This window comes from Psychrobacter sp. SC65A.3 (assembly GCF_025642195.1).
GTDB classification, from domain to species: Bacteria; Pseudomonadota; Gammaproteobacteria; order Pseudomonadales; family Moraxellaceae; genus Psychrobacter; species Psychrobacter cryohalolentis.
Map to the genome: position 1 here is coordinate 460,724 of NZ_CP106752.1, position 23,558 is coordinate 484,281.

Below are 23,558 nucleotides of genomic sequence, written 5' to 3' on the forward strand. Positions count from 1 at the left end.
TCTTGCTCTAAAAACGCACTTGCTGCATAAAAAAACCTCAGACCAATCTGAACCGACCCCCATAAGTTGGACACAACTTATGGGGGTATTTTTATGCGTTACGATCTAGACTTTAAGATGCAAGTCATCGCATACTATCGGCAAGGACATACCGGACTTGCCACAAGTGAGAAGTTTAAAGTAGATTCGAAACTTGTACAAAAATGGGTTAAGCAATATCAAAGCGGTGGTATAGACGCGATCAAGCCAAAGACAAGTAAGGCCAAATACAGCAGTGGGTTTAAACTTAACGTACTAACCACCATGCTTAAAGATGATTTGAGTCAATCTGAGGTGGCACTTAGATTTAACATCAGCTCACCGGCGCTAATCAGTCATTGGCACAAAGCATATCGACAACAAGGCATGTCTGGCCTAATATCCAAACCCAAAGGTAGAACCGCCATGAGTAAACCCTTTATCACAGACAAACCAGATGATGAGAAAACCTTAGCAGAGCTTAAGCGTGAGAATGAGTACCTACGTGCAGAGAACGCCTACCTAAAAAAGCTCGATGCCTTGCTCAAAGCGGAGGAACAAGCAGGCAAAAAGCAAGGCTCATCGAAGCACTAAGACAAGCGCACCCTTTATCTGCTTTGCTAAACATCGCTAAGATGGCTAAGAGTGTCTTTTACTACCATAGGTGCCAGTTTGACGTTAAAGACAAATATGCAGACTTAAAACAGCGTATTGCTAAGCTGTATCATAAGCACAAAGGCAGGTATGGCTATCGCAGAATAACGGCCGCGCTAAAGCAGTTAGATTGTCATCATAACCATAAGCTCATTGCTAAGCTGATGCATGACATGACCCTTAGCGCAAAGATAAGACGTCAGAAGTATCGCTCCTATAAAGGACAACAAGGTAAGATTGCGAAGAACTATTTAAAACGCCAGTTTCATGCAGATAGACCGAACAAGCGCTGGCTCACCGATATTACCGAGTTTAAGGTCGGTGATGATAAGCTGTATTTGTCGCCCATACTAGATTGTTATAACAATGAGATTGTCAGTTATACACTCTCAAAGAGACCGACTTATGACTTAGTTGGCAAGATGCTAGGTGATGCTTTAGCAAAGACGAAAGCGTGTCGTGATAAGACGCTCATGCTACATTCTGATCAAGGATGGCATTATCAAATGAGACTGTTTGGACAGGTGCTGAAACAGCATGGTATTAAGCAAAGTATGAGCAGAAAAGGCAACTGTTTGGATAATGCGCTCATGGAGGGGTTCTTTGGTACCCTAAAGTGTGAGACGATTTATATTGAAAAGCCTAATTCGATTGAAGGTTTAGAGAAACAGATTCATGAGTATATTCACTACTATAATCATGAAAGAATTCAACTCAAACTAAAAGGACTGAGTCCTGTTAAGTACAGAACTCAGTCCTTGATATAAAATAAACCGTCTAACATTTGGGGGTCAGTTCAATCGGCTGAGGTTTTTTTATGACTTATTTATAGGCAATCACTGATCACGATTAGCCGCGCTTAACATCGTCATACTCGCTGCCCATAATGCCATCGCTAAAGACTTCAGAGAATTCGCGTTCGCTGTTCTCATCGATATGACCGTCAAAGACATCTTTTGAGCCAGCATCAGGATCGTTATAAATCGCTAAATCCATTTTACCTTCTGATTTTGCGACGATAGCGGTCACCGCAGCATCACCGCCGACATTGACTGCTGTACGTAACATATCAAGGATACGGTCGACCCCTAAAATAAGACCAATACCTTCAATCGGTAGACCGACTTGGGCAAATACCATTGACAGCATGATTAGACCAACACCCGGAACACCTGCCGTACCGACAGAGGCGAGCACTGACATCAAAATAACGGTCAAATACTCAGTGATACCCAAGTCAATACCATAAATATTGGCAATAAAAATGGTCGCTGTGCCTTGCATGATGGCTGTACCATCCATGTTGATCGTCGCGCCAAAAGGGATAGTGAATGAAGCAACTGAGTTATTAACACCCATGCGCTTGGTGACCGTACGCAAGGTAATTGGAATCGTTGCATTCGAGCTTGAAGTACTAAAAGCAAAAATCTGTACTTCGCGCATTTTTGCCAAAAACGTTCTGACTGACAAGCCTGAAGACAGCTTGAGGACAATCATCATGGTCACAAAGAAATGGAATGCCAGTGAACCAACCAGTACCGCAACATAACCAAGTAATGACCAAATCAGGTCTAAGCCAAGCTCTGCCATGGCTTTGGTCAATAGCGCAAAGACACCATATGGTGCAAGATTCATAATGATAGTCACCATTTTTAAGATGACTTCATTGATTAGCTCTAAACTTTGAACCAAGCCTTTAGCGGGTTTTCCTACCATCAAAATACTAATACCAATCAAAACGGCAAAGAAGATAATTGATAGCATGTCGCCGTTTGCCATCGCACTGATGGGGTTAGAGGGAATAATATTGGAAAATACATCGAGTAGTGGTGGCGCTTTCTCAGCTTCAAACGCCGCCTCTGTTGCTATATTCATGCCTTTGCCGATACCAAACAGCACGCCAAGCCCAATAGCAGTTGCAATCGCCAGGGCGGTCGTCACCATATAGATGAAAAAGGTTTTGGTACCAATACGTCCTAATAGACGAATATCACCGATACCGCATACGCCGCAGATCAGTGAAATCAAGACCAGTGGCACGACGAGCATTTTTAGCGAGTTAACAAACAGCTTACCGACAATGGCAAGAAAACCGTTGGTGACATAATTATTAACAAAGCTGCCTTCCGTGTTCAAGCCAGAGTAGTTTATAAATAGACCCAGTATAATACCGAGCACCATGGCAACAATGATTTTGCCGGTCAAACCCATATTTTTCCACATAAACGCTATCCTTGGTGTCCGTTACGCACAGCAATAGACACAATAGCGCGCTCAATATGAGTGCAAGATTGCTGTCATGACTGTTACTGTGACGTCTATAAATATATGAACTGACCTTTAAGTCAGATTTTGGGGGACAATATAAAAGAATAGTTAGGGAGACTGCAAGATTTTTTTATGACTTAAATGACGTGACATTACAATATTAGTATGTTCGGGTTTTTCATCTGTCAAAAATCCATATGAATTTGACTGAATGAAGCGTTGTTGAAGGAGCATAAAAAAATAATATGAGCGGTAAAATAAAAAAGCGAGATGACTCTGATGAGACCATCTCACTTGCTTCAATCAATATAGATAAATGGCGATAGGCAGATCAATCCTAGTTAGACATTGTCGTTTTCGTCACGGCGCAAACCATCTTTCCATGTAGGGTCACTGGTTTCTATTTGCTGCTCGTGATTGTCTTGCTCGCTACTTGTGCTAGCAAATTTATCTTTGTTTAATCTATGGTTATAACTCATACGTTCATTTAGATGCGATGCTGCATCACGGTGACGCGAGCCAAGGGCTTCTATTTCAGGATGTGAATCCTGAAAATCAGTCTGTGCATTAATTTCCTTGGCGGTATCTTGTTCATTGACCATTTTTACATCACCATCACTCTCATAGCCATGATCAGGGTTAGTATCTCCTGTTGGTTGGTTATTGTATGGCATTGAATCAACTGATGCGATATTCTCAGGGGTCTGCTGCAGATTATCAGGGTTTAATGCCTGATTTAACTGAGCATTGTTTTTTAACTGAGCATCGCTTTTTAGTTCAGCATAGTCAGTTAGTCTATGTACAGCGTTCTCTAAACTGTGTGGGTTAGCACGTTCTTGCACATTTGATAAATGCTTATCAAATGTGTCGGTCAATAAGGAATCATAGCGTATCGAATTATAGGTTATTAGCTGTTCAGCTTCTTCTTCAGTAATGTCGCCATTTTGACTGGCATAGACCACATGATCTTCAAAAGTTAAACCTTCAAAACTGTCTTTATGCTCTGCTTTTTTAAATTTCTGCCATAAGGGTTCGACTTCGAGCAGTATTTGATAAGCATGCTCCATACGACCTGTGACATCATCCGGCTCAGTATTATAATAGACCATGGTTTTAAGATAGTCGCGGAAGGGATTTGCTTCAAAGTCATCCATAAACGTATCACCCAGTTGGCGTTTTAATTCATCACTCACTGGGGCAAAGATACGACCACTGGGAAAAGTCACAAAGCTCACTAATTTGGCTGCAAACTGATTTGGAAAATTGGCAAATAAAGATAGGAATGCTTCTTGGATAGTATAAAGGCTATTTTTTAGCGCCACTTCAGCATGCAAGCGCTCAGCGACTGATTTGCTGCCATATTCATAAAACTGCAAAATAGCTGTACAGATAAATAGATGAGAGTGGATGTCTGCTAAGCGCCCAGATAGCATCTCTTTGCGTTTTAAATCACCAGCCAATAACCCTAAAGACATGTCAGCAGTTAAAGCAAAGCCTGCGCTTAAGCGGTTAATGTCTTTGTAATAGGGACGGGTAAAATTATCCGCAAAATTTGGCGCATCATTGCTGCCACCAACATAGCCTGCGACGAACGCCTTCGCACCGCGATTAAAGGTATAGCCCAAATGCTTAAAGAATAAATTATCAAATTGCTTGAGTGCGCCTTCTTTATCTTCGCTTTGTAGTAGCTGCAGCTCATCGAATAGATAAGGGTGACAGCGCATCGCCCCTTGACCAAAAATCATCAATGAGCGCGTCAATATATTGGCGCCCTCAACGGTAATTGATACTGGGATCGCTTGATAAGGAATTGCTAAAAAGTTGCGCGGTCCCATTTGTACTGCGCGACCACCAACGACATCCATACCATCATTAATCACTGAACGCATGGTCTCAGTGGCATAGTATTTTGCCATTGCTGTCATCACTGATGGCGTACCACCTTGGTTTAGACCACAAGTCACCAGATGCCTAAAAGCTTCTAACATATAAGTATTACTGGCAATGCGGCTGGTCGCATCTTGCACGCCTTCAAATTTTCCGACGGAGATTTTAAATTGTTCACGAACCTTTGCAAAGGCACCCACTGACAGATAGCTCATTTCACTGGCTGAGGTTGAGAGGGCAGGTAATGAGATCCCGCGACCGACACCCAAGCACTCCATCAGCATACGCCAACCGCGTCCTGCATTTTCCACTCCACCAATAATATAATCTAGCGGTATAAAGACATCTTGACCATCGACTGTGCCATTCATAAATGGCGAACCGATTGGATTGTGGCGTGGACCGATAATGACCCCTTGGTGGCTGGCTGGAACCAGCGCACAAGTAATACCGTAATCGGTTTTTTCAAGATCACCAAGTAAACCTTCGGGGTCGTGCATTTTAAATGCCAAACCCACTACTGTGGCGATAGGGGCTAAAGTAATCCAGCGCTTAGAGAAATTCATGCGTAGACCTAGCACTTGCTCGCCTTCATGCATGCCATAACAAACCACGCCAGTATCCGGAATCGCACCTGCATCAGAGCCTGCTTCTGGACCTGTTAAGCCAAAGCAAGGAACCTCTTCACCTTTCGCTAGACCCGGTAGCCAGCGCTGCTTTTGCTCATCGGTACCGTAATGCATCAATAGCTCACCAGGACCGAGTGAGTTTGGTACCATACAGGTCACTGCAGCAGTCGGCGAGCGTGAGGCAATCTTACTCATCACGCGACTTTGGGCATATGAGCTAAATTCTAATCCACCATATTCTTTGGGAATAATTAAACCCAAAAAGCCATTGGCTTTGATAAATCGCCACGCCTCTGGTGACAGCTCTTTATCTTCATGATGAATTTGCCACTCATCAAGCATTGCACAGAGCACTTCTACTTCATTATCTATAAAGCTTTGCTCTTCTTCTGACAATTCTGGATAGGGGTATTTTGCAAACGTATCCCAATCAGGCGCGCCCATAAACAGCTCTTTTTCCCACCAGCTAGTACCAGCATCAAGTGCTTCACGCTCGGTGTCACTCATGCTTGGCATGGCACCGCCCAAGGCTTTATAAACAGGCTTGGTGATCATGCTTTGACGAATAGGGGTGATCAGCAACATCAGGCAAAGTAGCGCAATGGGTAGACCTAAGATAAGCGACCATGGACTGATAAAAGCAGTAACGAGGACAGTAATTAAGGCAATGATGCTGCCTGTGACACGCGATAATGACAACAAAAAGATGGCCAAGACCATGGCTAATTGAATGATGACTGCCAAAATAAATAAGCCAATGGCCATAACTGCCTCCTTTGCAACGCTTAATAAAAAAGCGTCAAAATATAAGTGAATAAGAAAGTTTGAAATAACTATGATTGTTGTTTTATATTCCAAGCTTACTTTTCTATAGTGAAAAATAGTTTTAGTTTTTTGACATTAGTGATTTCAAATAGAGCTGATATAAAATAAAAACTTCGCATCGGGAATAAAGGCTCTCCCAAAAATGAAGTTAACTACCAATATGAAACAGTTGTTTATAACTATCAAGAGCGAAAACGCTACGCTGTGTCGATAATATGTATCAAGATTTGTGTATATAACCAAATGCGAGTCATTAAACGTTAGTTAAAAGGCGCTAAACCGTTTTCAGCATAAGATAAAGTCTCATTGCGCCCAACGATGACATGGTCAATCAAAGACAAATCTATTAGGTCACAAGCTTTTTTGAGCTCATAGGTTAACAAGTTATCCGCCGTTGATGGCTTAGCATCGGTATGCGGATGGTTGTGAGCAATAATGAGCTGGCTTGCGGCATGGCTTAACGCATGACGTAGCACATGCTTTATACAGACGGAGCAAGAAGAGATGCCGCCTGTAAACAATATCTCAAAATTGATTAGATTCAAGGCATTGTCCAAACATAGCACAGCGAACACTTCTCGCGGCTCACCGCGCAACTGAGTGCTGATATAGTCTTTGACCATTTGCGAGCGTCCAAGTCCTTGACCCGTTTTAAGCTGACTGTCCAAATAGCGTCTGCCCATCTCAAGTGAGGCGAGTATCTGCGCGTATTTGGCAGGACCGATGCCGTGACAAGCAAGGACAGTTTCTTGTGGCGCGGCTAACAGCTCTGCTAGGCTACCAAATTGCTCGATCAGATGGCGAGCCAGCTCAATGGCTGACTGCGACTGTGTGCCCGTGCGCAGAAATATCGCCAATATCTCAGCGTCGGATAAGTGCGCGGCGCCAAATTTTAATAGCTTCTCACGCGGTCTATCATCCTCATGCCAGTCTTTGATTGCCATGCTTATTCCTTAATATGCACTTGCGACGAGATAAATTTAGAAAACTTTCCCTAACTTATCGCATAATTGCTACTATAAGCGCAATTTTATCTTTCAATTTTTTGCTGATGCCACGCTTATGTCAAATATCCTGCTTGCTATCACTGGCGGTATTGCCGCTTATAAATCTGCTGTATTTGCCCGTCTATTAATCAAGGCAGGCTTTGAGGTGCGCGTCGTTATGACGTCAGGTGCACAGGCTTTTATCACTCCATTAACTCTACAAGCTTTGACGGGTAATGAGGTGCATATCTCGTTACTCGATGAAAAAGCGGAAGCGGGCATGGGTCATATCGAGCTTGCAAAATGGGCAGACCTTGTGGTCATCGCGCCGGCATCTGCCAATACGTTAGCGCGGCTGGCAATGGGTATGGCAGATGATTTACTGACCACGGTCTGTCTTGCAACGACAGCGCCAGTCATTATCGCGCCTGCGATGAATCAACAGATGTGGGCGCATCCTGCCGTTAACTTAAACGTGCAAACCTTGCGTGATATGAATTATCAAATTATTGCGCCTGCTAGTGGTGAGCAAGCTTGTGGCGATGTGGGTGCAGGACGCTTACCTGAGCCTGAACAGTTATTAGAAGAAATTTTACTGTTTCAAGCAATGCAGACGACGCCTCAGTTATTGGCAGGTAAAAGAGTCGTGATTACCGCAGGACCGACCGTTGAAGCCATTGATCCGGTGCGTTATTTGTCTAATCATTCTACGGGGAAAATGGGTTTTGCTTTGGCGCGTGCCTGTGTTGCTGCTGGTGCAGACGTTATCTTGATTGCTGGTGGCAAAGTTGCTTTGCCAACACCGCTCAATGTCACACGCATTGATGTATTGTCAGCTAAAGAGATGTTGACGGTCGCGCAGCAGTGTGTGACAGGCACGCATAGTACACTACAGTATATGGTTGAAGATGAACATGATCATTCTCACGACCATATGCACGAGCACAGCCATGACCATGGCGACTGTGATTGCGATGAAGAACATACTGATGCTATCGATGACGGTAGCGTGAAAATGGCTGATATCTTTATCGCCACCGCTGCGGTGGCTGACTATCGAACGGAAGAGGCGGCACCGCAAAAAATAAAAAAAACCCAAGACGCAATGACGCTAAGCTTGGTCAAAAATCCTGATATCTTAGCGACGATTTCGCTTGCTCATCCTGAGTTGTTTGTCGTTGGCTTTGCAGCAGAAACTCAAGATGTTGAACGTTATGCTCGAGGTAAGCTGCTTTCTAAAGATTTAGATTTGATTGCTTGCAATGACGTCTCACGTGCTGATATTGGCTTTGCCAGTGATGACAATGCAATGGAAGTTTTTTTCTCAACACATTATGAGCACGATAGCATCATACTTGATAAAGCAAGTAAGGATAAAATTGCTGAGCAGCTAACGACGATCATTGGTGAGGCGATTTGGCAACGTCACAGTATTTAGTAATGTTTAGTGGTACTCAATGCTGCTCATTACAGCACGCATTGTAGTGACGATTAGTATGATTACTTGTTGCATAAGCATAATACATATCGAAGAAGATATGAAGTTTTGACTAGTAGGGCTAACATGATAGATGGCGATAGTACTCAAACGTTATTGCTTATTGCGATTTTTGCTCTGGCATCCTTACTACACGGCATTAGTGGCCTAGGTATCACCTTGGTGACTACTACCGCGCTTGCCAGTATGTATCCTTTACCACATGCTATTGTATTAGTCATTTTTCCATCGTTATTACTCAATGCGATGACTTGGCTGGCAGGTGGTGGTCGCACGATTTGGCAAAATTTCATCTATTATGGCAGGCGCTATTGGTTACTGGCATTGACCAGCTTACTCGGTAGTATTCTAGGCGCGAAGCTCTTACTATGGGTCGATAGCGCATATATTTTATTGTTATTGGCAGCCGTTATTGGCTTTTACGTCATAAGCAGCTTGCTTGGTAAGCAACTTCGTCTACCTGCGACCAAGCCTGTGTTAATCATCGTTGGCTTTAGTGCAGGCGTGATTGGCGGCGCGACCAATGCTATGTCGACCATATTGATGATGTATTTATTGTCTGCAAGCAACGATAAGCATACTATCGCTAAAGTCGGCAATATGTGCTATTTCTTGGGTAAAATTGCCCAAATCATTGTATTACGTGAGCCTATCATGGCACTAAGCAGTGGTGAATGGCAACTGATTGCTTTACTTAGTGTTATGTCAATCACCGCGCTCTTAGTCGGTATCCGCTTGCGACGTTATTTACCACAAGCACGCTTTCGTCAGCTTATCTTAGTGATCCTCACAGTACTTGGTATACGTATCGGCTGGCAGGGAATTATGTCGTTTATGGCTTAGCAGAAGCCAGAATAGAATTGATGCTAAATTTTAGTCAGTCGCCTCATCAAAGAATATCTGCTGCGCCAGTCGAAAGGTATTGCAATGCGCTTCAACCACATCATTAATATCTTCTGAATAACCGCCGCCCATGACGATAGCGATTGGAATATTGGCAGTTTTGGCTTGGCGTAGGACATATTCATCACGCGCCTTGCAGCCTTCTATGGTTAAACCTAGCTTGCCTAATTTATCCGTCGCTAGTACATCAACCGCCGACTGATAAAAGATCATATCAGGTGCAAAATCCGTTATCAGTCTGGGCAAGGTCTGCGCTAAAATCTGCAAATATTGCTCATCACCAGTATCGTTATCTAGCTCAATATCTAAGTCTGATACTTGCTTGCGAAACGGATAATTCTTTGCGCCATGCATACTAAAGATAAAAACGCGTGGCTCATCTGCCATGATACTGGCATTGCCATTGCCTTGATGGACGTCTAAATCAACGACCAATATCCTTTGTGCTTGTCCGCGATTTAATAGTAAATTGCTCGCGACACAGACATCATTAAAGACGCAAAATCCCTCACCATGATCGGCAAAGGCATGATGAGTACCACCCGCGACATTCATCGCGACGCCGTATTGCTGTGCAAAAAGTGCGCATTCATAAGTCGCGTGAGCAATATAGCGCCCACGCTCTACTAACTCAGGCGTCATCTCAAAGCCGATCGCTCGTGCTTCTTTTCTTGGTAGCGTTTGAGTCTTAAGTTGATACCAATAGTCAGCAGTATGCGTCGTTAAGATTTCATCTTCGCTTAAGCGTGTGGGCGCAAAAAAGTTATTTGCACTAATAGTCTTTTCCGCTAATAAGTGCTCAGGAATCATGGTGTATTTTTGCATCGGAAAACGATGTTTTTCGGGTACTGAATAACGAAAAATATCAGAGTAGGCAATTTTTAACATAGGATTTTTAATATCGTATTGAAGGCTTTCTGGGTAGAGTGTTTTCTAACATAGTAAGTTTGAGCTGATGGTTTCACTGGAAAAACAATCCAGTCTCACTGTACAAATTGAGTGGGCAAAAAGAAGGTTCTTGAATCGGATTGTTGACGTAGCTGCAACAGAAGGTCTGGTAATTCTTCAGCAGGGTATTGGTTATTGACCAAATCACTAAATATCTCATGAGCAACCGTCGTCATTGCAATGATACTTTGCAGTAAATGCTCAAGGATATCGTCGTCAAGTCCGACCGCTTCAACATCAATGGCGTTTTTATAGCGTATTTCACCATCATTGATATCCATCTCTAAATTGCCAATCATCATGTCATAGTTGATTTGAGTAATGAGTAGCATAGCGGCGCTTTGATGACTCTCTGGTATCAAAAATGGCAAAATACCATAGATTGCCAGCAGCTTATTTTTTTCTTGTACTCGAAACAGATAACCACAGTCGAGCTGCTTATTGCGCATTCTTAAAGACAAATAATGGAATTTTTGGCTGTCTCTTGCTTTAGGCTGATAATGATTATAATGCCATCCTTTATCGTCGAAGTATTGCTTTAGATAATCGACAATGGATAAATCGCTCTCACTTTTTTGCTCCGCAGTATTTTCGAAATCTTTGCCAATAGCTGTATCAATATCGGTTTCAACATCGATAGGTTTATTCATAGTATCGATGTTATCGGTGACATTTGCGTCTGTACTAGGGGCATTTTTATCGCTGACAGTGCTGTCAACATTGTTAGGGTCAGTTTCTTTATGATTAGTATTAACATTATCCGTACTAACATTGTCAGTAGCTACTTGTGAAGCACTCACCTGACTATCAATCTCATCATCAAAGTCAGCGCTTGTCAAATCCTTCGACGATTTGATCTTCTCAATAACAGAGCGCACAGTGGATGTGGTTAGCAACTGCGTCATTTTTTGCCATAAGCTGAGTTTATTACGTTGACTCATAAATAGTGTGCTAACCAACAAATGAAATATAAAGATTAAGAAAAAGCACAGATAAAGAAGCAGGCAAAAATAAATTACTGGTTGCTGAAACTCAAACTGTCTTTGATATTGGGCTGGCTATAAAACGCTTGTAGCATTTCACGCAGATGCGCGGTCAACCATTCGCTTTCAAACGCATCATTGATGATAGGCATTAGGGTAGTGGACAGCTGCATCATTGCTGCCTCATTAATATGTAAGCTTTCTGCCACCTGTGCTATGGTATCGGACTGATGGTTGCGATACCAAGTATCAACGCTCGCTGCTACAAGGCTATGTAAATAAGGGGAGATGCGTAAGCGGTTGTAACTCTGCTGAATACTGGCTTCAATATGATCGATACTGCTATCATTAGGCTCATCACGTAAATAGGTTTGGAGATGGCTAATCGGCTGCTCTTTAATGCGCGCCCAACCAGTGACCAATAATCGAGCCACCTCTTCATTGGATAAATGTTCTTGAGCATTGGCTTCTGCGCGATGCGCCAAATCTTTAATATTACGATGCAGGTACGTCTGCAATTTTTCATCAAGATTTCTGTTGGTTGCCTTTTCAAATGAGCTGCGCCCAAGCTTCATCAGTTTGCCAACACCGCCCGCTTTTTCTAGCGTATTTTCCATAAAGTCGTTGATGGCGTGGTATAGCGTTTGGGTCAACAAATCTGCAAATGTATCGTTGCCAACCAAGGTATGAATCAAGATATTACGCTGCTGCTCATGGCTGCCGACATAGTTCGCTAGCGTTTCAACTTGTGTATCATCGATAAGCTCTGATAACGGCACATTTTCATTGGCTGGATGATAAATAATGCTATGCAAGATATCACGGATATCGGCACGCATCACCTCGCTTAAAGGATGGTCTAGTAGCCAATCATTAAGTAGGCGCTGTAAATCATCGCTACTGATATATTTGTCCAATGGCTGCGCACCAAGCCACTGCCAAGCTTCAATGCTCAGCGGTTCAGCTTGCTTACGTAACCATTGCTGCATAAACGTGACTTGTGCATCAATTAAGCTGTTTATCGTTAGCATAGGCGTATTTGGGGTTTGAATATCTTTTGAAGTCTGCATAGGTTTTGAGGTCATAGTAATCGACAATTTGTTATACTGTATGGTTATGGGGCATAAAGTATTATGCCACGAACATCGTCTTGGTTTGTGATGAATATTGACTGCGGGTCAATAAATAATGAGAGGTTGTATGACGGCTCTGAATACCGCCTTACTTGCGCTTGATGAGCTGACCGTTCAGCGTGGTGAAATCCCTCTATGTGAAGGAGTGTCACTCAAGTTGTCTGCAGGCAGCATTTGCCATCTAATTGGTGCCAATGGTACCGGCAAGACCACGTTGCTTATGCAGCTGGCTGGATTATTGCCAGTGCTAACAGGTGAGACTTATTATCAAGGGGCAGTTCGTTTACCGATTCAGCCTTTGTATGTATCGCACCAATTGGGCATTCATCCCAATCTCACCGTTGCTCAAAACCTCACCTTTTTGCTGAATTTATATGGTATCACACCAAGCGCTGCTGATATTGATGACGCCCTCACTTGGGTAGGATTACAAGGGTTTGAAACCATCAGCTCAAGTCATTTATCCGCGGGTCAAACTCGAAGAATTACCCTTGCGCGGTTATACTTACTGACGCCTGAAGTGACGCCATTATGGTTACTTGATGAGCCATTCACCGCACTCGATGTTGATATGGTAGCCCGCATGGAAGCCCGATTACGCGATTTTGCTCATGAAGGCGGGGCGATATTAATGACCAGTCACCAAGCAGTCGGCGTTGCCAATCAAGTGCTTGATTTGTCCGATTACATGGTATAACGCTATCAGTATCATTGTCAGTATAAATGCGATAGGCATTAGTGGAAGAGCGTATAAATGATAGAAACAGACAGTTCATTATCAATCATAAATGCTCATACAGCTGATGTGCGCAGTATCAGTTTTATGCAGCTGTGGCGCCGTGAGTGGCAAGTAAAGCAGCAGGGAGCGTTACAGTGGTTATATCCGTTAGTGCTGTTTTTGGTGATTATTACCTTGTTTCCGCTAGCGGTTGGAAGCGAGCCTGCACTATTACAACGCCTTGGGGTGTCGGCGGTGTGGATTGCTGCTTTATTGTCATTGGTGATGGGCGTTGATGGTTTGTTTAAGCCGGCGCTTGATAATGGCACATTGGCGCAATTGGTTGTCGCCAAAGCGTCGCTGCCGTTATGGGTGCTTATCCGTTTGGTGATTCACTGGATTTTTAGCAGTGGTATTGTGGCGGTATTAAGTTTGCTTGCTGTGCCTTTATTTCAGCTGAGTTGGTTTGAAGCATGGATATTGATGGCATCAATTGTTGCGGGTAGTCCGATGCTGTTAATGCTGTCAGCGGTTGCTAGTAGTTTGACGTTATCATTGAAGAATGGCGCTGTGCTAGTGCCTTTAATCGCTTTACCGATGCAGTTGCCGGTATTGATTTTTGCCACCGGTGCGGTTGATTTATTTGCTACGGGTCTTAACGGTCTGCCTATTTTGGCGTTGTTGCTGGCAGGTAGTATTATCTCAGTGCTAGTGATGCCATGGGTGATTGCTATGACGTTAAAAATGTCGTGGTTGAATTAAAGTTTATACTGGCATGGTGTTCATTCTCTTATTAAAGCCTTTTATATTAACAACATGATGAAAACTGGCAACTTTGCTATAATAGTCTATTAAACACACTCACGTGTAGATTCTATCCAGCGTTTAACGCCAGCAGGTTAGCGGATAATTTTATGAATCATGCGTTTAACTTGATAATCACTAGCTGCGTAATAGGTTTATTTCCATGCCCAACCTAAATAATGTCTCATCTCCTAGCCTGTGGCAACGCATTTGGCAAGTTTTCCTGACCACGGTGGGTACCAAGGAATTCTTTCGCATCTTTTCGCCTTGGGTCAAGTGGCTGGCGATACTAGCAAGTCTTTGCCTGCTCATCGGCAGTATCTGGGGGCTGGCTTTTGCGCCGCCTGATTACTTACAAGGCAATAGCTATCGTATTATCTTTATCCACGTACCGGCAGCAAGCCTTGCTATTTCAATTTATTTTTCCTTAGCTGTACTTGGAGTGATTTACTTAGTCTGGAAAATCAAGACCGCCAGCCTTGTGGCGCAGGCACTTGCTCCTCTGGGGTTTTTATTGTGTGTGATTAGTTTGCTGACGGGTTCTATTTGGGCAAAACCTACGTGGGGAACCTACTGGGTTTGGGATGCGCGGCTGACATCGATGCTGATCTTGGCATTTTTATATGCCGGTGTGATGGCATTGTTTGCCGCCTTTGAACATACGGCGAATCGCGGTAAAGCTGCCGCTATTTTGTCTATCGTTGGCGCAGTGAATCTGCCGATTATTAAGTATTCAGTAGAGTGGTGGAACACTTTACATCAAGGCTCGACCTTTACCTTGACTGCGGCACCTAAGATGTCAGCAGATATGTGGCTGCCATTACTACTGATGATTATCGGTAGTTACCTATTGGTCGCAACCTTAGCGATTTACCGTACCAACACTTTAATCTTGCATCGTGATCAAGGTAAAGCGTGGGTGAAAGAATACATCCGTGGACAAGCCAAATGACTGTAATGACTGTCGACCAACTAAATAATGGCTAGGAAAATATGATGCAGCCTTACTTTTATAGTTTTTCTGAGTTTATTGCAATGGGTAAGCATGGCGTTTTTGTCTGGTCATGCTGGGCGATTACCGTTGGCATGATGCTGGCTTTTGTATTTTATAGCCGTCGTCAAAGACAAGCTCTTATTAAGCAGCTGGCGATTCAACAAGCCCGTCAGGCACAGCGCACGACCAAAACGCCAACACCGGTGACTAAAAATACTCACTAGAAATCATTTTATCTCATACCCTTAATATCTGGATTTGATACATTTCGCTGATACATAAATGAGCAGATAAAGGATTTCTATAAAGGTGGGTAACCTTATTGAGTTATTCATAAAATGCTACCATATAGTTATTAGAAGAGTACGATTAGAAAGACATTTTTAGGACGTTTTTCTAATGGTAGTTTCTTTAATATTTTCTGTTTTATAGATGGATAATGTCTAAAACAGCGACTCATCAATGAGGTAGTAGTATGAACGCAGTTCGTCGTAAAAAACTGATGTGGGTTATGTTTACGCTTGCAGGGGCAGCCATAGCCGTGGTATTGGTGATTTATGCCATTGGGCAACAGACCGACTACTACTTTGACGCGACTGCCATTGCGCAAGGTGAAGCGCCACAAGACAAACGTATTCGTGCTGGTGGTATGGTGGTTGCTGGTAGTGTACAGCGTGCGCCAAACGACCCATTGAGCGTTGAATTTGCCATCACGGATTTTCAATCGACCGTCCCTGTGACTTATCAAGGTATTTTGCCAGATTTGTTCGCTGAGAACTCAGGTGTTGTCGCGACGGGTAAAATGCAAGGTGATACCTTTGTCGCAGGTGAAGTCCTGGCAAAACACGATGAGAACTATATGCCGCCAGAAGTTGCTAAATCGATGAAAGAAAATAATCGCAATGGTGCAGTCCCTTCTTCTGAGCAATACAATCCTGCTGAAAAAATTCATGAGACCAAGACTTTACAGCAGTAATTGCGCTGGCAACAATAAACGATAATTATCGTAAAAAGCGTTAAACATAAAAATCCAGTGACCTTTATCACTGGATTTTTTTTGGCGAACCTAATACTTAAATAAGTATGAGTTATTTATTAATCATCCCATTCTGGCGAATAATCTGGATGCTTAATTTTACGCCCGTCACTACGCGCTAAGCTGCCGATTTTCTCAAGTTCATCCGCACTCAACTCTACTTTGATGGCATCTAAGTTGCCTTGTAAGTGCTCAGGATTAGACGTTTTTGGAATCGCAATACGGTGCTTATCGGCTAGAATCCACGCCAGCGAAACTTGTGCGGCAGTGATACCGTGTTTATCAGCGATGTCTTTAATGATTTTATTATCAAAAACATCTCCGCGGGCAAGCGGCGAATACGCTTCCAATAAAATATGGTGATTGTTTAAAAAGGTCTGCAACGTTTTTTGCTTAATAAAGGGGTGAAACTCAACCTGATTGACCGCAATCGGCACGTCAGCATATCTCTTGGCTTCAATGATGTTAGCAATATTAAAGTTAGATACACCGATATTACGAGTCAGCCCTTGTTTTTGCAGCTCACAAAGCGCGGGGATGGTCTCAGATAAGGGCACACGATCATCAGGCCAATGTAGCAGCAGTAAATCAACGTAATCGGTATCTAGATTTTCCAACGAGCGCTTAGCAGCGGCAATAAGTTTTTCTGGCTCAAACTTCATGTCATCAGGGAATATCTTGGTCGTTAAAAAGAACTTATCGCGAGCGACATCTGATTGCTTAATACCTTTACCAACCTCGACTTCATTGCCATATGCTTGAGCCGTATCAATGTGTTCATAGCCCATTCTTAGACCTTGGCTGACGACATCAATACAGTCTTGTCCCGTTGATTGCCACGTACCCAGTCCGAGTACCGGAATGTTCGCTTGTCCAGCGGTGCGAATGTTATAAGTTTTAGCACGCATATTATTATCCTTGTCTTTTTTGTGATCTACTAATAGCTTTTATAGTTAAATAAAGTATTTGATCAGAAATATAATGTTCTCAATCTCTAATAAGCTTAACCACTATAGAAAGAAATGGCGGTAAGTGAAAGGGCAGGTGACGCTTTCCTACAAACGACAAACAGGCTGTAACGTCATTTAAATTATTTTTTGCTTATCATTACTAAAATACAGATCAAAAAAAGCCCATTATTTATCAATAATGGACTTTTTGTTATTACTTAAAACGGAATCATTTGAATAGATGAGTCGTATTAAATCTATTAACTATTCATGACTGTTTTCACTATTTAGCAGCTTCTACAGGTGCGGTACTTGTAGTGTCAGTACCCCAAATCTTTGGATATTTATAGCCAGGGAAGCTATCGTGAGCATATTTTTTAAAGGCATCTGAGTTATAAGCGTTAGTAACGTCTTTTACCCATTTTTTATCTTTATCCGCAGTTTTGATAGCAGACCAGTTTACATAAGCAAAGCTTGGCTCTTGGAATAGCGCCTCAGTCAGCTTGATACCTGAATCGGTCGCGTAGTTACCGTTAATGATAGCAAAGTCTACTTCGTCACGCGCACGAGGCAACTGCGCCGCTTCTAGCTCAACGATTTTTATGTCGTATTTGCTATTATCAGCGATATCAGTTTTTGAGGCAGTCAATGGATCGATATTGTCTTTTAGCGTAATCCAGCCAAGCTCATTCATCATGACTAATGCGCGAGCAAAGTTACTCGGGTCATTAGGCGCAGAAACGCTCATACCTTTATAAACGTCTTCGATTTTGGTTTTTTTACCAGCGTAAATACCTAATGGGGCAGTAGGAACTTGGAAGACTTCTACCAAATCAAGGTTGTTTTCTTTTTTGAAGGTATCTAGATAAGGCTTATGTTGAAAGATGTTGATGTCTAAATCGCCATCTGCTAACGCAACGTTTGGACGGACATAATCAGTAAAGGTTACCAGTTCAACTTCATAGCCTTGTGCTTCTAATGAACCTTTTACTTGGTTACGAACCATATCTGCAAAGTCACCTTCGGTCGTACCGATGACGATTTTGCTGTGTTCAGGATCAATATCACTGGTAGCAGTGGTTTCTGTATTGGTAGTTTCGGTTGCGCCTTCAGTAACTGGCTCTTTGGTGGCTTCTGGTGCTGATGAATTATTGCAACCGACCAACACTAGGCCTGATACGCCAACAGCAGCAAATGCAGTCGCTACTTGACGGCTGATATCTGTTAATTTCATGGAACTTCCTTAATAAGGGTAGGAGTCAAAGGATAAAATACTGAGATTAAAAATAGAATTAAAAAACCGCATTAAAAAAGCAACATTATGAATAGTAATGCTGCTAAGTTAACGAGTGTTAAGATAGTATCAAAATTAAAGGGAATCAGTTACAAAGTCAAGCGTTTGCTTAGGATGAATCAGCATTAGACCCTGTAAACTCTTCATATCAAGCATCACTCAGTCATTAATATCTAGTTTCAATAAGTCAAGTGATCACAGGTTTTTAACGTTTATCTAATCGAGTAGCAACCCAATTCCCTAAGGCTTGAATACCGATGACCATGATTGACAGCATAATGACGATGAATACCATCACCTCAGTCTGATAACGATAGTAACCATATCGAATTGCCAAATCACCCAAACCGCCGCCGCCAATCATACCAGCCGCTGCTGAAAAAGAGAGCAAGCTGATACAAAGGATGGTCACGGATAAGACCAAGCCAGAGCGTGCTTCATTGAGCAGTACTTTGATGATGGTAAAGGGACGGGCGCCCATCGATTCAGTTGCTTCAATAATACCGCGCGGCACTTCACGTAAGTTTTGCTCAACCAAGCGCGCAAAGTAAAATGAGCCAGCAATCGCAAGCACCAATGATGCGGCGATAGGACCAATACCAGTACCGACGATAGCTTTGGTAAAGGGACTCATGGCAATCATCAAAATGACGAATGGAAAGGCACGCATAAAGTTTGTGATGCCACCAAGTACAGCATAGAGCGTTTTATTTTGTAAAAACTGCCGATCACTGGATAAAAATAAGAAGACGCCAAACAGACCGCCGATAAGAATGGCAACTGTCGTTGAGATACCAAGCATAATAAAAGTATCTAAAAATGCCTGCCAAATCTCTTTACGCAGGGCGAGTAGCTTGTCTATCGAGGCGGATAATTCTGCACCAGTTATCATGTTTATTTCTCCTACCTCATTAGTCTTCGTGGACTAAGCCTTTGCCAATTGGGGTGGTGGCCTGAATGAGACCATCGCGGATGTCTGCTACTTCGAGCAATTGTCCTTGATGTAACAAGGCTGCACGGTCACATAGTCTACGAATGACGCTCATCTCATGAGTTACAATGACGATAGTGACGCCAAGCTGCTCATTGATATCACGCAAGCAAGTCAACAAACTGCGCGTAGTGGCAGGGTCGAGCGCACTGGTTGGCTCATCAGCAAGGAGTACTTTTGGGCTTGGCGCAATCGCACGGGCGATACCAACACGCTGTTTCTGTCCGCCTGACAACTGCGCAGGATAGTGGCTAGCGCGGTCGGTTAAATCAACGATGTCTAGACAATCCATGACACGCTTATGAATATCAGCGCGAGGGTAGCCTGCAACCGTTAAGTTAAAAGCAACATTGTCAAAGACGGTGCGATTAGACATCAAGTTAAATTGCTGAAAAATCATACCGATATTGTGACGGGCGATACGCAAGTCACTGGCAGACAAAGAAGTCAGGTCTGTACCATCGATAATCACTTGACCAGAATCAGGACGTTCAAGCAAATTAATCAGGCGTAAAAGTGTTGATTTACCCGCACCTGAATAGCCCATCAAGCCAAAAATCTCACCTTGCTGGACAGTTAGTGACGTCGGCTCAACAGCAGTAAACCAATGCGGCTTGCCGTTTTTATCTTTTATAGACCGGTCACTCAAAAAACTCTTGGTCACATCGTTTAAGACAATCATGTCACTCATGGAAGGCTCAAAATTCAATAAATGTTTTAGTGGTTATGAAGTGGTCGTCGTCTCTCTGACTGCTGAGCAGTTGAGTTAAAACCACATTCGATAACCCCATAATAAGGGGCGCTAATATAGCATATTATGCAAGGTTTTTGATACAGGCATCGATGATTGACTTTGAACTTAGCTTAGTCAATATCAAGATATATAGAATGAAATAGGTAGGATGTCATTATGGTATGTTTTTCTGACTTATTGATCGCTATGCATGCTAAAGGCTTGTAGTTCTTATCCTATAGCACTTTTGAGAGTTTGTTTATGATATGAACGAATAAAATCAGTCACGATTGTCATGATGGTGGTAATGCGGATTGAGCTTAACAGGTAATACCACCAAAAATCGCGTGTGACCATTGATAGTGTCAGTAGTGATTCTTCCTTGATGGGCGGTGACAATTTGTGATACTAAGGACAACCCAAGACCTGAGCCTTTATTTTTTTGCTGCAAGCGCACAAAGGGGCTAAAAACTTCTTCACGTTTATTTTCAGGGATGCCATCACCCTCATCAATCACTGCCAATACCACATACTTCGGAAGCGGAAGTGTTGGCTCCGGTTTAGATTTTTTGAGATGTTTGCTAAATAGGCTTTCTTTACGGGTGGTATTTGACGTTTCAGGACTTTCTTTATCAATTGCTTTATCACTTTCTTTTATCGCCATATCACCATTTTTATTCACTTTATTGGTATCTTCTTTATTGCTATTGATAGCATTTTTACCAGAGATGTCATCAATAGCATGGTCAGGATCTTCAGAAGACCGTTGCTTCTCAGGCACGGCACGCCACATCACTTTCTTTAGCTTATCGGTCAAATCTGATGTAAAACTATGATAATTATCAAACAATGAAGAATTACCAACCTTTTCAAATGTCTTGCTCGTATTAGTAGGCTCTACTTGCTCTAAAATAGTACTATCGCTATCTTGATTCACAGTATTATCAGATTCATTATCAGTACTAGTATGAGCATCATTCACCAAATTTTCACCATTTTGATAAATAGCTGGTGCTGGTAATATCACTACAGACTCACTATTTGCTGCTTTTGGCTTTGGAAGCGCTGCGCTAATAGAATTATTCGGCTCTGATACGGTATCTTGCTGATGAGCAAGCGGATTTGTACTATAAGATGACTCATCAGAATAAAAGTCTGAGCTGTTATAGTCTATAAAGCTACTGCATAGGACTGTCTGCAATAAAAAATCAGGGATGTCTTCAGCTTCTTCAAGGGTCTGCACGCCATACAGTAGCACAGTGACTGGGGGTTTTCCATGCAGCATGGCATTGGTTAATAGATTGCGAATTAAATGGGTGAGCATTGATGATTGACCGTCAATCACGATGTGCTCGCCAATTAACGTTGCTTCAGGATAGTGTTGGCGTTCTTGATTCACCAAATCATATAAATCTAAATTTTCAACTTGCTGTAAGGCATGACCAGCATCCAAACGGCTCACTAATAGAATACTTTCAACCAAATCATTGAGACCTGAGAGGTCGCGATTAATGGCTTGAGCGCGCTTATCAAATTTGGCTTTGTTGTCACTTGGCAATGGACCTGTCAGCATGTCCATCATCTCAATCTGTAGACGAATACGTGTTATGGGTGTACGCAGCTCATGAGAGGCATGTGCAAGTAATAAATTATTGGCATCAATAAGGTGTTCAATCTTTTGTGCTGCTTGATTAAATCCACGTGCCAGTGAGGCGATTTCATCATTGCCGCGTGCATTTACCCGTACGGTAAAGTCACCATCGCCAAGCTGAGCCATCTGTAGACTCATCTGATTAATACGCCAAGTAATGGTCCGGGCAATCCACCAAAGGACGCCTGCCATAATGAGTAGCAATAAGAGCGTGCCAGTAAATAAGTTAAGCGCCGCAGAGAGAACCGGCTTTTTGGGTGGCAAGCGTGACTCATATAATAGCGTATAGCCAGTACTACTATAAACTTGAGCTTGCTTGGTTGGTGACGTTTCTGCAAAAGAGGGGAAAACGCGTGAGAACAAAGACGGCGTAGCAGGAAGCTCTAGCGGCAAATCGCTATTATCTGTTTGCATCAGTAGATGACCTTCGCTGTCATATAAGCCCATTTTTGCCTGCAATGACTCATCAAAGATATCGAAGCTTTTTTTGACTACGGCTAGCATAAAACGCGATTGTAGGCGATTTTCCTTACTAACTGCGATATTTAGCTCATGCAAAAAAGGATCGATCTGTCCTAAAATTTGCGTGGCCAATACCTCTGAGCGAATGCCCGCATCTTTATCATGTACCAGCTGTGTTAATAATACCATCGCAACAGCAAACAAGATAAGCGCCAGCATGACACTGGCAAATAGCTTGGCAAATACGGAACGAAAACCCAATTGCTGCATTAAATAATCTCTATTATCAAAAACTTATGCCACTTTGTATGATCAAACATAAAAGGGGTTATCATACATATGATACCCCTTTTAATGAACTATTTTAAAGCTGTTTGACTGTTTATTTACCAACAGTTTACTACTGACTACACTTGATCAGTGGCAAACTGATAACCGACGCCGCGCACTGTAATAATACGCTTTGGTTGACGGGGATTGTCTTCAATCAACGCACGAAGACGCGAGATATGTACGTCAATGGCGCGATCAATATTGTCTGAGCTGTCATCATTTGGCATAGCTTGCCATAATTGCTCGCGGTTTAGTACTTTGCCTGAATGAGTGGCAAAATAATGCAGCAATTGAAACTGATGCGTTGTCAAGCGTACAGGTAAATCATCGATAGTCACTTCATGACTGTCAGGGAACACGCTCAAACGACCAAAAGTTAAGCTATCTGACTGACTGTCCGCTTGGTTTGGCTGCTCATGGCGGCGAATAACCGCACGAATACGAGCTAACAGTTCACGCGGCTCAAACGGTTTGGCAATATAGTCATCAGCGCCCATCTCAAGACCCAATACGCGGTCTGTGGTATCACCTTTTGCTGTCAACATAATGATCGGCACTTTATTGGTCATATTGTTTTTATTGCCACGGATTTTTTGGCAAACTTGCATACCATCCATGTCGGGTAGCATGAGGTCAAGTACTACCAAGTCAATATCACGCTCTTTGGTGTCTAATAAATCCAGACCTTCTTGACCAAGACCTGCATGATGCACATCATAATAATTCATGGTCAGATAATCACTGATTAATTCTGCTAAATCTGGATCATCTTCAATTAACAAAATCTGCTTACTCATAATGTTTCCTCTAGTTGTTGTTATAATTTGTCTTAATGCACTTTTACAATTTATAAAAGTGGC

Annotated in this window: 21 protein-coding genes; 9 read left to right on the plus strand and 12 right to left on the minus strand. The window is 42.7% G+C overall.

The genetic code is table 11. From position 1 onward, the window contains the following. Positions 1 to 93 precede the first annotated feature (93 nt). Together OEG80_RS12945 and OEG80_RS12950 are read left to right on the plus strand one after the other, a co-directional pair. A complete protein-coding gene (locus tag OEG80_RS12945; protein WP_442792446.1) occupies positions 94 to 612 on the plus strand; it encodes a helix-turn-helix domain-containing protein in 519 nt (172 codons plus the stop codon). After that, the gene (locus OEG80_RS12950) at positions 600 to 1,439 is read left to right on the plus strand and encodes an IS3 family transposase (protein WP_442792459.1); all 840 of its coding nucleotides are present in this window, start codon (positions 600 to 602) and stop codon (positions 1,437 to 1,439) included. The genes OEG80_RS12945 and OEG80_RS12950 overlap by 13 nt, the downstream gene beginning before the upstream one ends. Positions 1,440 to 1,521: 82 nt before the next feature. Here the strand turns inward: OEG80_RS12950 and OEG80_RS01960 are convergent, their stop codons facing one another. From OEG80_RS01960 to radC, 3 genes are all read right to left on the minus strand, one after another. Then, positions 1,522 to 2,895, minus strand: a complete 1,374-nt coding sequence (locus tag OEG80_RS01960) for a dicarboxylate/amino acid:cation symporter (protein ID WP_011514436.1) — start codon at positions 2,893 to 2,895, stop codon at positions 1,522 to 1,524. Positions 2,896 to 3,281: 386 nt separating this feature from the next. Further along, a complete protein-coding gene (locus OEG80_RS01965; RefSeq protein WP_263241492.1) occupies positions 3,282 to 6,221 on the minus strand; it encodes an acyl-CoA dehydrogenase in 2,940 nt (979 codons plus the stop codon). A 320-nt stretch (positions 6,222 to 6,541) separates the two neighbouring features. Next, positions 6,542 to 7,225, minus strand: a complete 684-nt coding sequence (gene radC / locus OEG80_RS01970; protein ID WP_020444268.1) for a RadC family protein — start codon at positions 7,223 to 7,225, stop codon at positions 6,542 to 6,544. A 118-nt stretch (positions 7,226 to 7,343) separates the two neighbouring features. Between radC and coaBC the strand changes: the two genes are divergently transcribed. Beyond that, complete coding sequence (gene coaBC, locus OEG80_RS01975) at positions 7,344 to 8,705, plus strand: bifunctional phosphopantothenoylcysteine decarboxylase/phosphopantothenate--cysteine ligase CoaBC (RefSeq protein ID WP_263241494.1); 1,362 nt, start codon at positions 7,344 to 7,346, stop codon at positions 8,703 to 8,705. Positions 8,706 to 8,831: 126 nt separating this feature from the next. Further along, positions 8,832 to 9,608 (plus strand): sulfite exporter TauE/SafE family protein, encoded by a 777-nt coding sequence (locus OEG80_RS01980; protein WP_201532515.1) that lies wholly within the window; start codon positions 8,832 to 8,834, stop codon positions 9,606 to 9,608. Between the two features lie 30 nt (positions 9,609 to 9,638). Here OEG80_RS01980 and OEG80_RS01985 read toward each other — a convergent pair whose 3' ends face one another. The 3 genes from OEG80_RS01985 to OEG80_RS01995 all read right to left on the minus strand — a co-directional run bounded on the left by OEG80_RS01985 (position 9,639) and on the right by OEG80_RS01995 (position 12,669). Next, entirely contained in the window at positions 9,639 to 10,556 is a 918-nt protein-coding gene (locus tag OEG80_RS01985; protein ID WP_263241496.1) for a histone deacetylase family protein, read from the minus strand. A 95-nt stretch (positions 10,557 to 10,651) separates the two neighbouring features. After that, entirely contained in the window at positions 10,652 to 11,557 is a 906-nt protein-coding gene (locus OEG80_RS01990) for a YbjN domain-containing protein (protein ID WP_263241497.1), read from the minus strand. A gap of 74 nt (positions 11,558 to 11,631) precedes the next feature. Beyond that, entirely contained in the window at positions 11,632 to 12,669 is a 1,038-nt protein-coding gene (locus OEG80_RS01995; protein ID WP_263241499.1) for a hypothetical protein, read from the minus strand. 130 nt (positions 12,670 to 12,799) lie between these two features. On the opposite strand from OEG80_RS01995, the gene ccmA reads away from it, so the two are divergent. The 5 genes from ccmA to ccmE all read left to right on the plus strand — a co-directional run bounded on the left by ccmA (position 12,800) and on the right by ccmE (position 16,224). After that, positions 12,800 to 13,429 (plus strand): heme ABC exporter ATP-binding protein CcmA, encoded by a 630-nt coding sequence (gene ccmA / locus OEG80_RS02000; protein ID WP_263241501.1) that lies wholly within the window; start codon positions 12,800 to 12,802, stop codon positions 13,427 to 13,429. 126 nt (positions 13,430 to 13,555) lie between these two features. Then, positions 13,556 to 14,212 carry a heme exporter protein CcmB gene (locus OEG80_RS02005; RefSeq protein WP_263242450.1) on the plus strand — a complete coding sequence of 219 codons (657 nt, stop codon included), beginning with the start codon at positions 13,556 to 13,558 and terminating at the stop codon, positions 14,210 to 14,212. A gap of 205 nt (positions 14,213 to 14,417) precedes the next feature. Next, positions 14,418 to 15,206: a heme ABC transporter permease CcmC gene (gene ccmC, locus OEG80_RS02010; RefSeq protein ID WP_011514426.1), complete on the plus strand. Its 789-nt coding sequence runs from the start codon at positions 14,418 to 14,420 to the stop codon at positions 15,204 to 15,206. 44 nt (positions 15,207 to 15,250) lie between these two features. Then, a complete protein-coding gene (gene ccmD, locus OEG80_RS02015) occupies positions 15,251 to 15,472 on the plus strand; it encodes a heme exporter protein CcmD (protein WP_011514425.1) in 222 nt (73 codons plus the stop codon). Between the two features lie 251 nt (positions 15,473 to 15,723). Continuing rightward, entirely contained in the window at positions 15,724 to 16,224 is a 501-nt protein-coding gene (gene ccmE / locus OEG80_RS02020) for a cytochrome c maturation protein CcmE (protein WP_133104766.1), read from the plus strand. A gap of 119 nt (positions 16,225 to 16,343) precedes the next feature. On the opposite strand, the gene OEG80_RS02025 is transcribed toward ccmE, so the two are convergent. The 6 genes from OEG80_RS02025 to OEG80_RS02050 form a co-directional block, all read right to left on the minus strand. After that, positions 16,344 to 17,192 carry an aldo/keto reductase gene (locus OEG80_RS02025; protein WP_263241503.1) on the minus strand — a complete coding sequence of 283 codons (849 nt, stop codon included), beginning with the start codon at positions 17,190 to 17,192 and terminating at the stop codon, positions 16,344 to 16,346. A 325-nt stretch (positions 17,193 to 17,517) separates the two neighbouring features. Then, a complete protein-coding gene (locus OEG80_RS02030) occupies positions 17,518 to 18,468 on the minus strand; it encodes a MetQ/NlpA family ABC transporter substrate-binding protein (RefSeq protein ID WP_181209654.1) in 951 nt (316 codons plus the stop codon). 265 nt (positions 18,469 to 18,733) lie between these two features. Beyond that, positions 18,734 to 19,420 carry a methionine ABC transporter permease gene (locus tag OEG80_RS02035; protein WP_011514421.1) on the minus strand — a complete coding sequence of 229 codons (687 nt, stop codon included), beginning with the start codon at positions 19,418 to 19,420 and terminating at the stop codon, positions 18,734 to 18,736. A gap of 19 nt (positions 19,421 to 19,439) precedes the next feature. Beyond that, a complete protein-coding gene (locus tag OEG80_RS02040) occupies positions 19,440 to 20,210 on the minus strand; it encodes a methionine ABC transporter ATP-binding protein (RefSeq protein WP_011514420.1) in 771 nt (256 codons plus the stop codon). 322 nt (positions 20,211 to 20,532) lie between these two features. Continuing rightward, the gene (locus OEG80_RS02045; RefSeq protein ID WP_263241507.1) at positions 20,533 to 22,635 is read right to left on the minus strand and encodes an ATP-binding protein; all 2,103 of its coding nucleotides are present in this window, start codon (positions 22,633 to 22,635) and stop codon (positions 20,533 to 20,535) included. Positions 22,636 to 22,772: 137 nt separating this feature from the next. Continuing rightward, positions 22,773 to 23,495 (minus strand): response regulator transcription factor, encoded by a 723-nt coding sequence (locus OEG80_RS02050; protein ID WP_011514418.1) that lies wholly within the window; start codon positions 23,493 to 23,495, stop codon positions 22,773 to 22,775. Positions 23,496 to 23,558: the final 63 nt, after the last annotated feature.

Excerpts from the sequence above, each read along its gene's own strand:
- OEG80_RS01995 (WP_263241499.1), bottom strand. The coding sequence starts at position 12,669 with ATGCAGACTTCAAAAGATATTCAAACCCCAAATACGCCTATGCTAACG.
- OEG80_RS02050 (WP_011514418.1), bottom strand. The coding sequence starts at position 23,495 with ATGAGTAAGCAGATTTTGTTAATTGAAGATGATCCAGATTTAGCAGAA.
- OEG80_RS01985 (WP_263241496.1), bottom strand. The coding sequence starts at position 10,556 with ATGTTAAAAATTGCCTACTCTGATATTTTTCGTTATTCAGTACCCGAA.
- ccmE (WP_133104766.1), top strand. The coding sequence starts at position 15,724 with ATGAACGCAGTTCGTCGTAAAAAACTGATGTGGGTTATGTTTACGCTT.
- ccmC (WP_011514426.1), top strand. The coding sequence starts at position 14,418 with ATGCCCAACCTAAATAATGTCTCATCTCCTAGCCTGTGGCAACGCATT.
- OEG80_RS01990 (WP_263241497.1), bottom strand. The coding sequence starts at position 11,557 with ATGAGTCAACGTAATAAACTCAGCTTATGGCAAAAAATGACGCAGTTG.
- OEG80_RS01980 (WP_201532515.1), top strand. The coding sequence starts at position 8,832 with ATGATAGATGGCGATAGTACTCAAACGTTATTGCTTATTGCGATTTTT.
- radC (WP_020444268.1), bottom strand. The coding sequence starts at position 7,225 with ATGGCAATCAAAGACTGGCATGAGGATGATAGACCGCGTGAGAAGCTA.
- ccmA (WP_263241501.1), top strand. The coding sequence starts at position 12,800 with ATGACGGCTCTGAATACCGCCTTACTTGCGCTTGATGAGCTGACCGTT.
- ccmD (WP_011514425.1), top strand. The coding sequence starts at position 15,251 with ATGCAGCCTTACTTTTATAGTTTTTCTGAGTTTATTGCAATGGGTAAG.
- OEG80_RS02030 (WP_181209654.1), bottom strand. The coding sequence starts at position 18,468 with ATGAAATTAACAGATATCAGCCGTCAAGTAGCGACTGCATTTGCTGCT.
- OEG80_RS12945 (WP_442792446.1), top strand. The coding sequence starts at position 94 with ATGCGTTACGATCTAGACTTTAAGATGCAAGTCATCGCATACTATCGG.
- OEG80_RS02005 (WP_263242450.1), top strand. The coding sequence starts at position 13,556 with ATGCAGCTGTGGCGCCGTGAGTGGCAAGTAAAGCAGCAGGGAGCGTTA.
- OEG80_RS02045 (WP_263241507.1), bottom strand. The coding sequence starts at position 22,635 with ATGCAGCAATTGGGTTTTCGTTCCGTATTTGCCAAGCTATTTGCCAGT.
- OEG80_RS02035 (WP_011514421.1), bottom strand. The coding sequence starts at position 19,420 with ATGATAACTGGTGCAGAATTATCCGCCTCGATAGACAAGCTACTCGCC.
- OEG80_RS02025 (WP_263241503.1), bottom strand. The coding sequence starts at position 17,192 with ATGCGTGCTAAAACTTATAACATTCGCACCGCTGGACAAGCGAACATT.
- coaBC (WP_263241494.1), top strand. The coding sequence starts at position 7,344 with ATGTCAAATATCCTGCTTGCTATCACTGGCGGTATTGCCGCTTATAAA.
- OEG80_RS01960 (WP_011514436.1), bottom strand. The coding sequence starts at position 2,895 with ATGTGGAAAAATATGGGTTTGACCGGCAAAATCATTGTTGCCATGGTG.
- OEG80_RS01965 (WP_263241492.1), bottom strand. The coding sequence starts at position 6,221 with ATGGCCATTGGCTTATTTATTTTGGCAGTCATCATTCAATTAGCCATG.
- OEG80_RS02040 (WP_011514420.1), bottom strand. The coding sequence starts at position 20,210 with ATGAGTGACATGATTGTCTTAAACGATGTGACCAAGAGTTTTTTGAGT.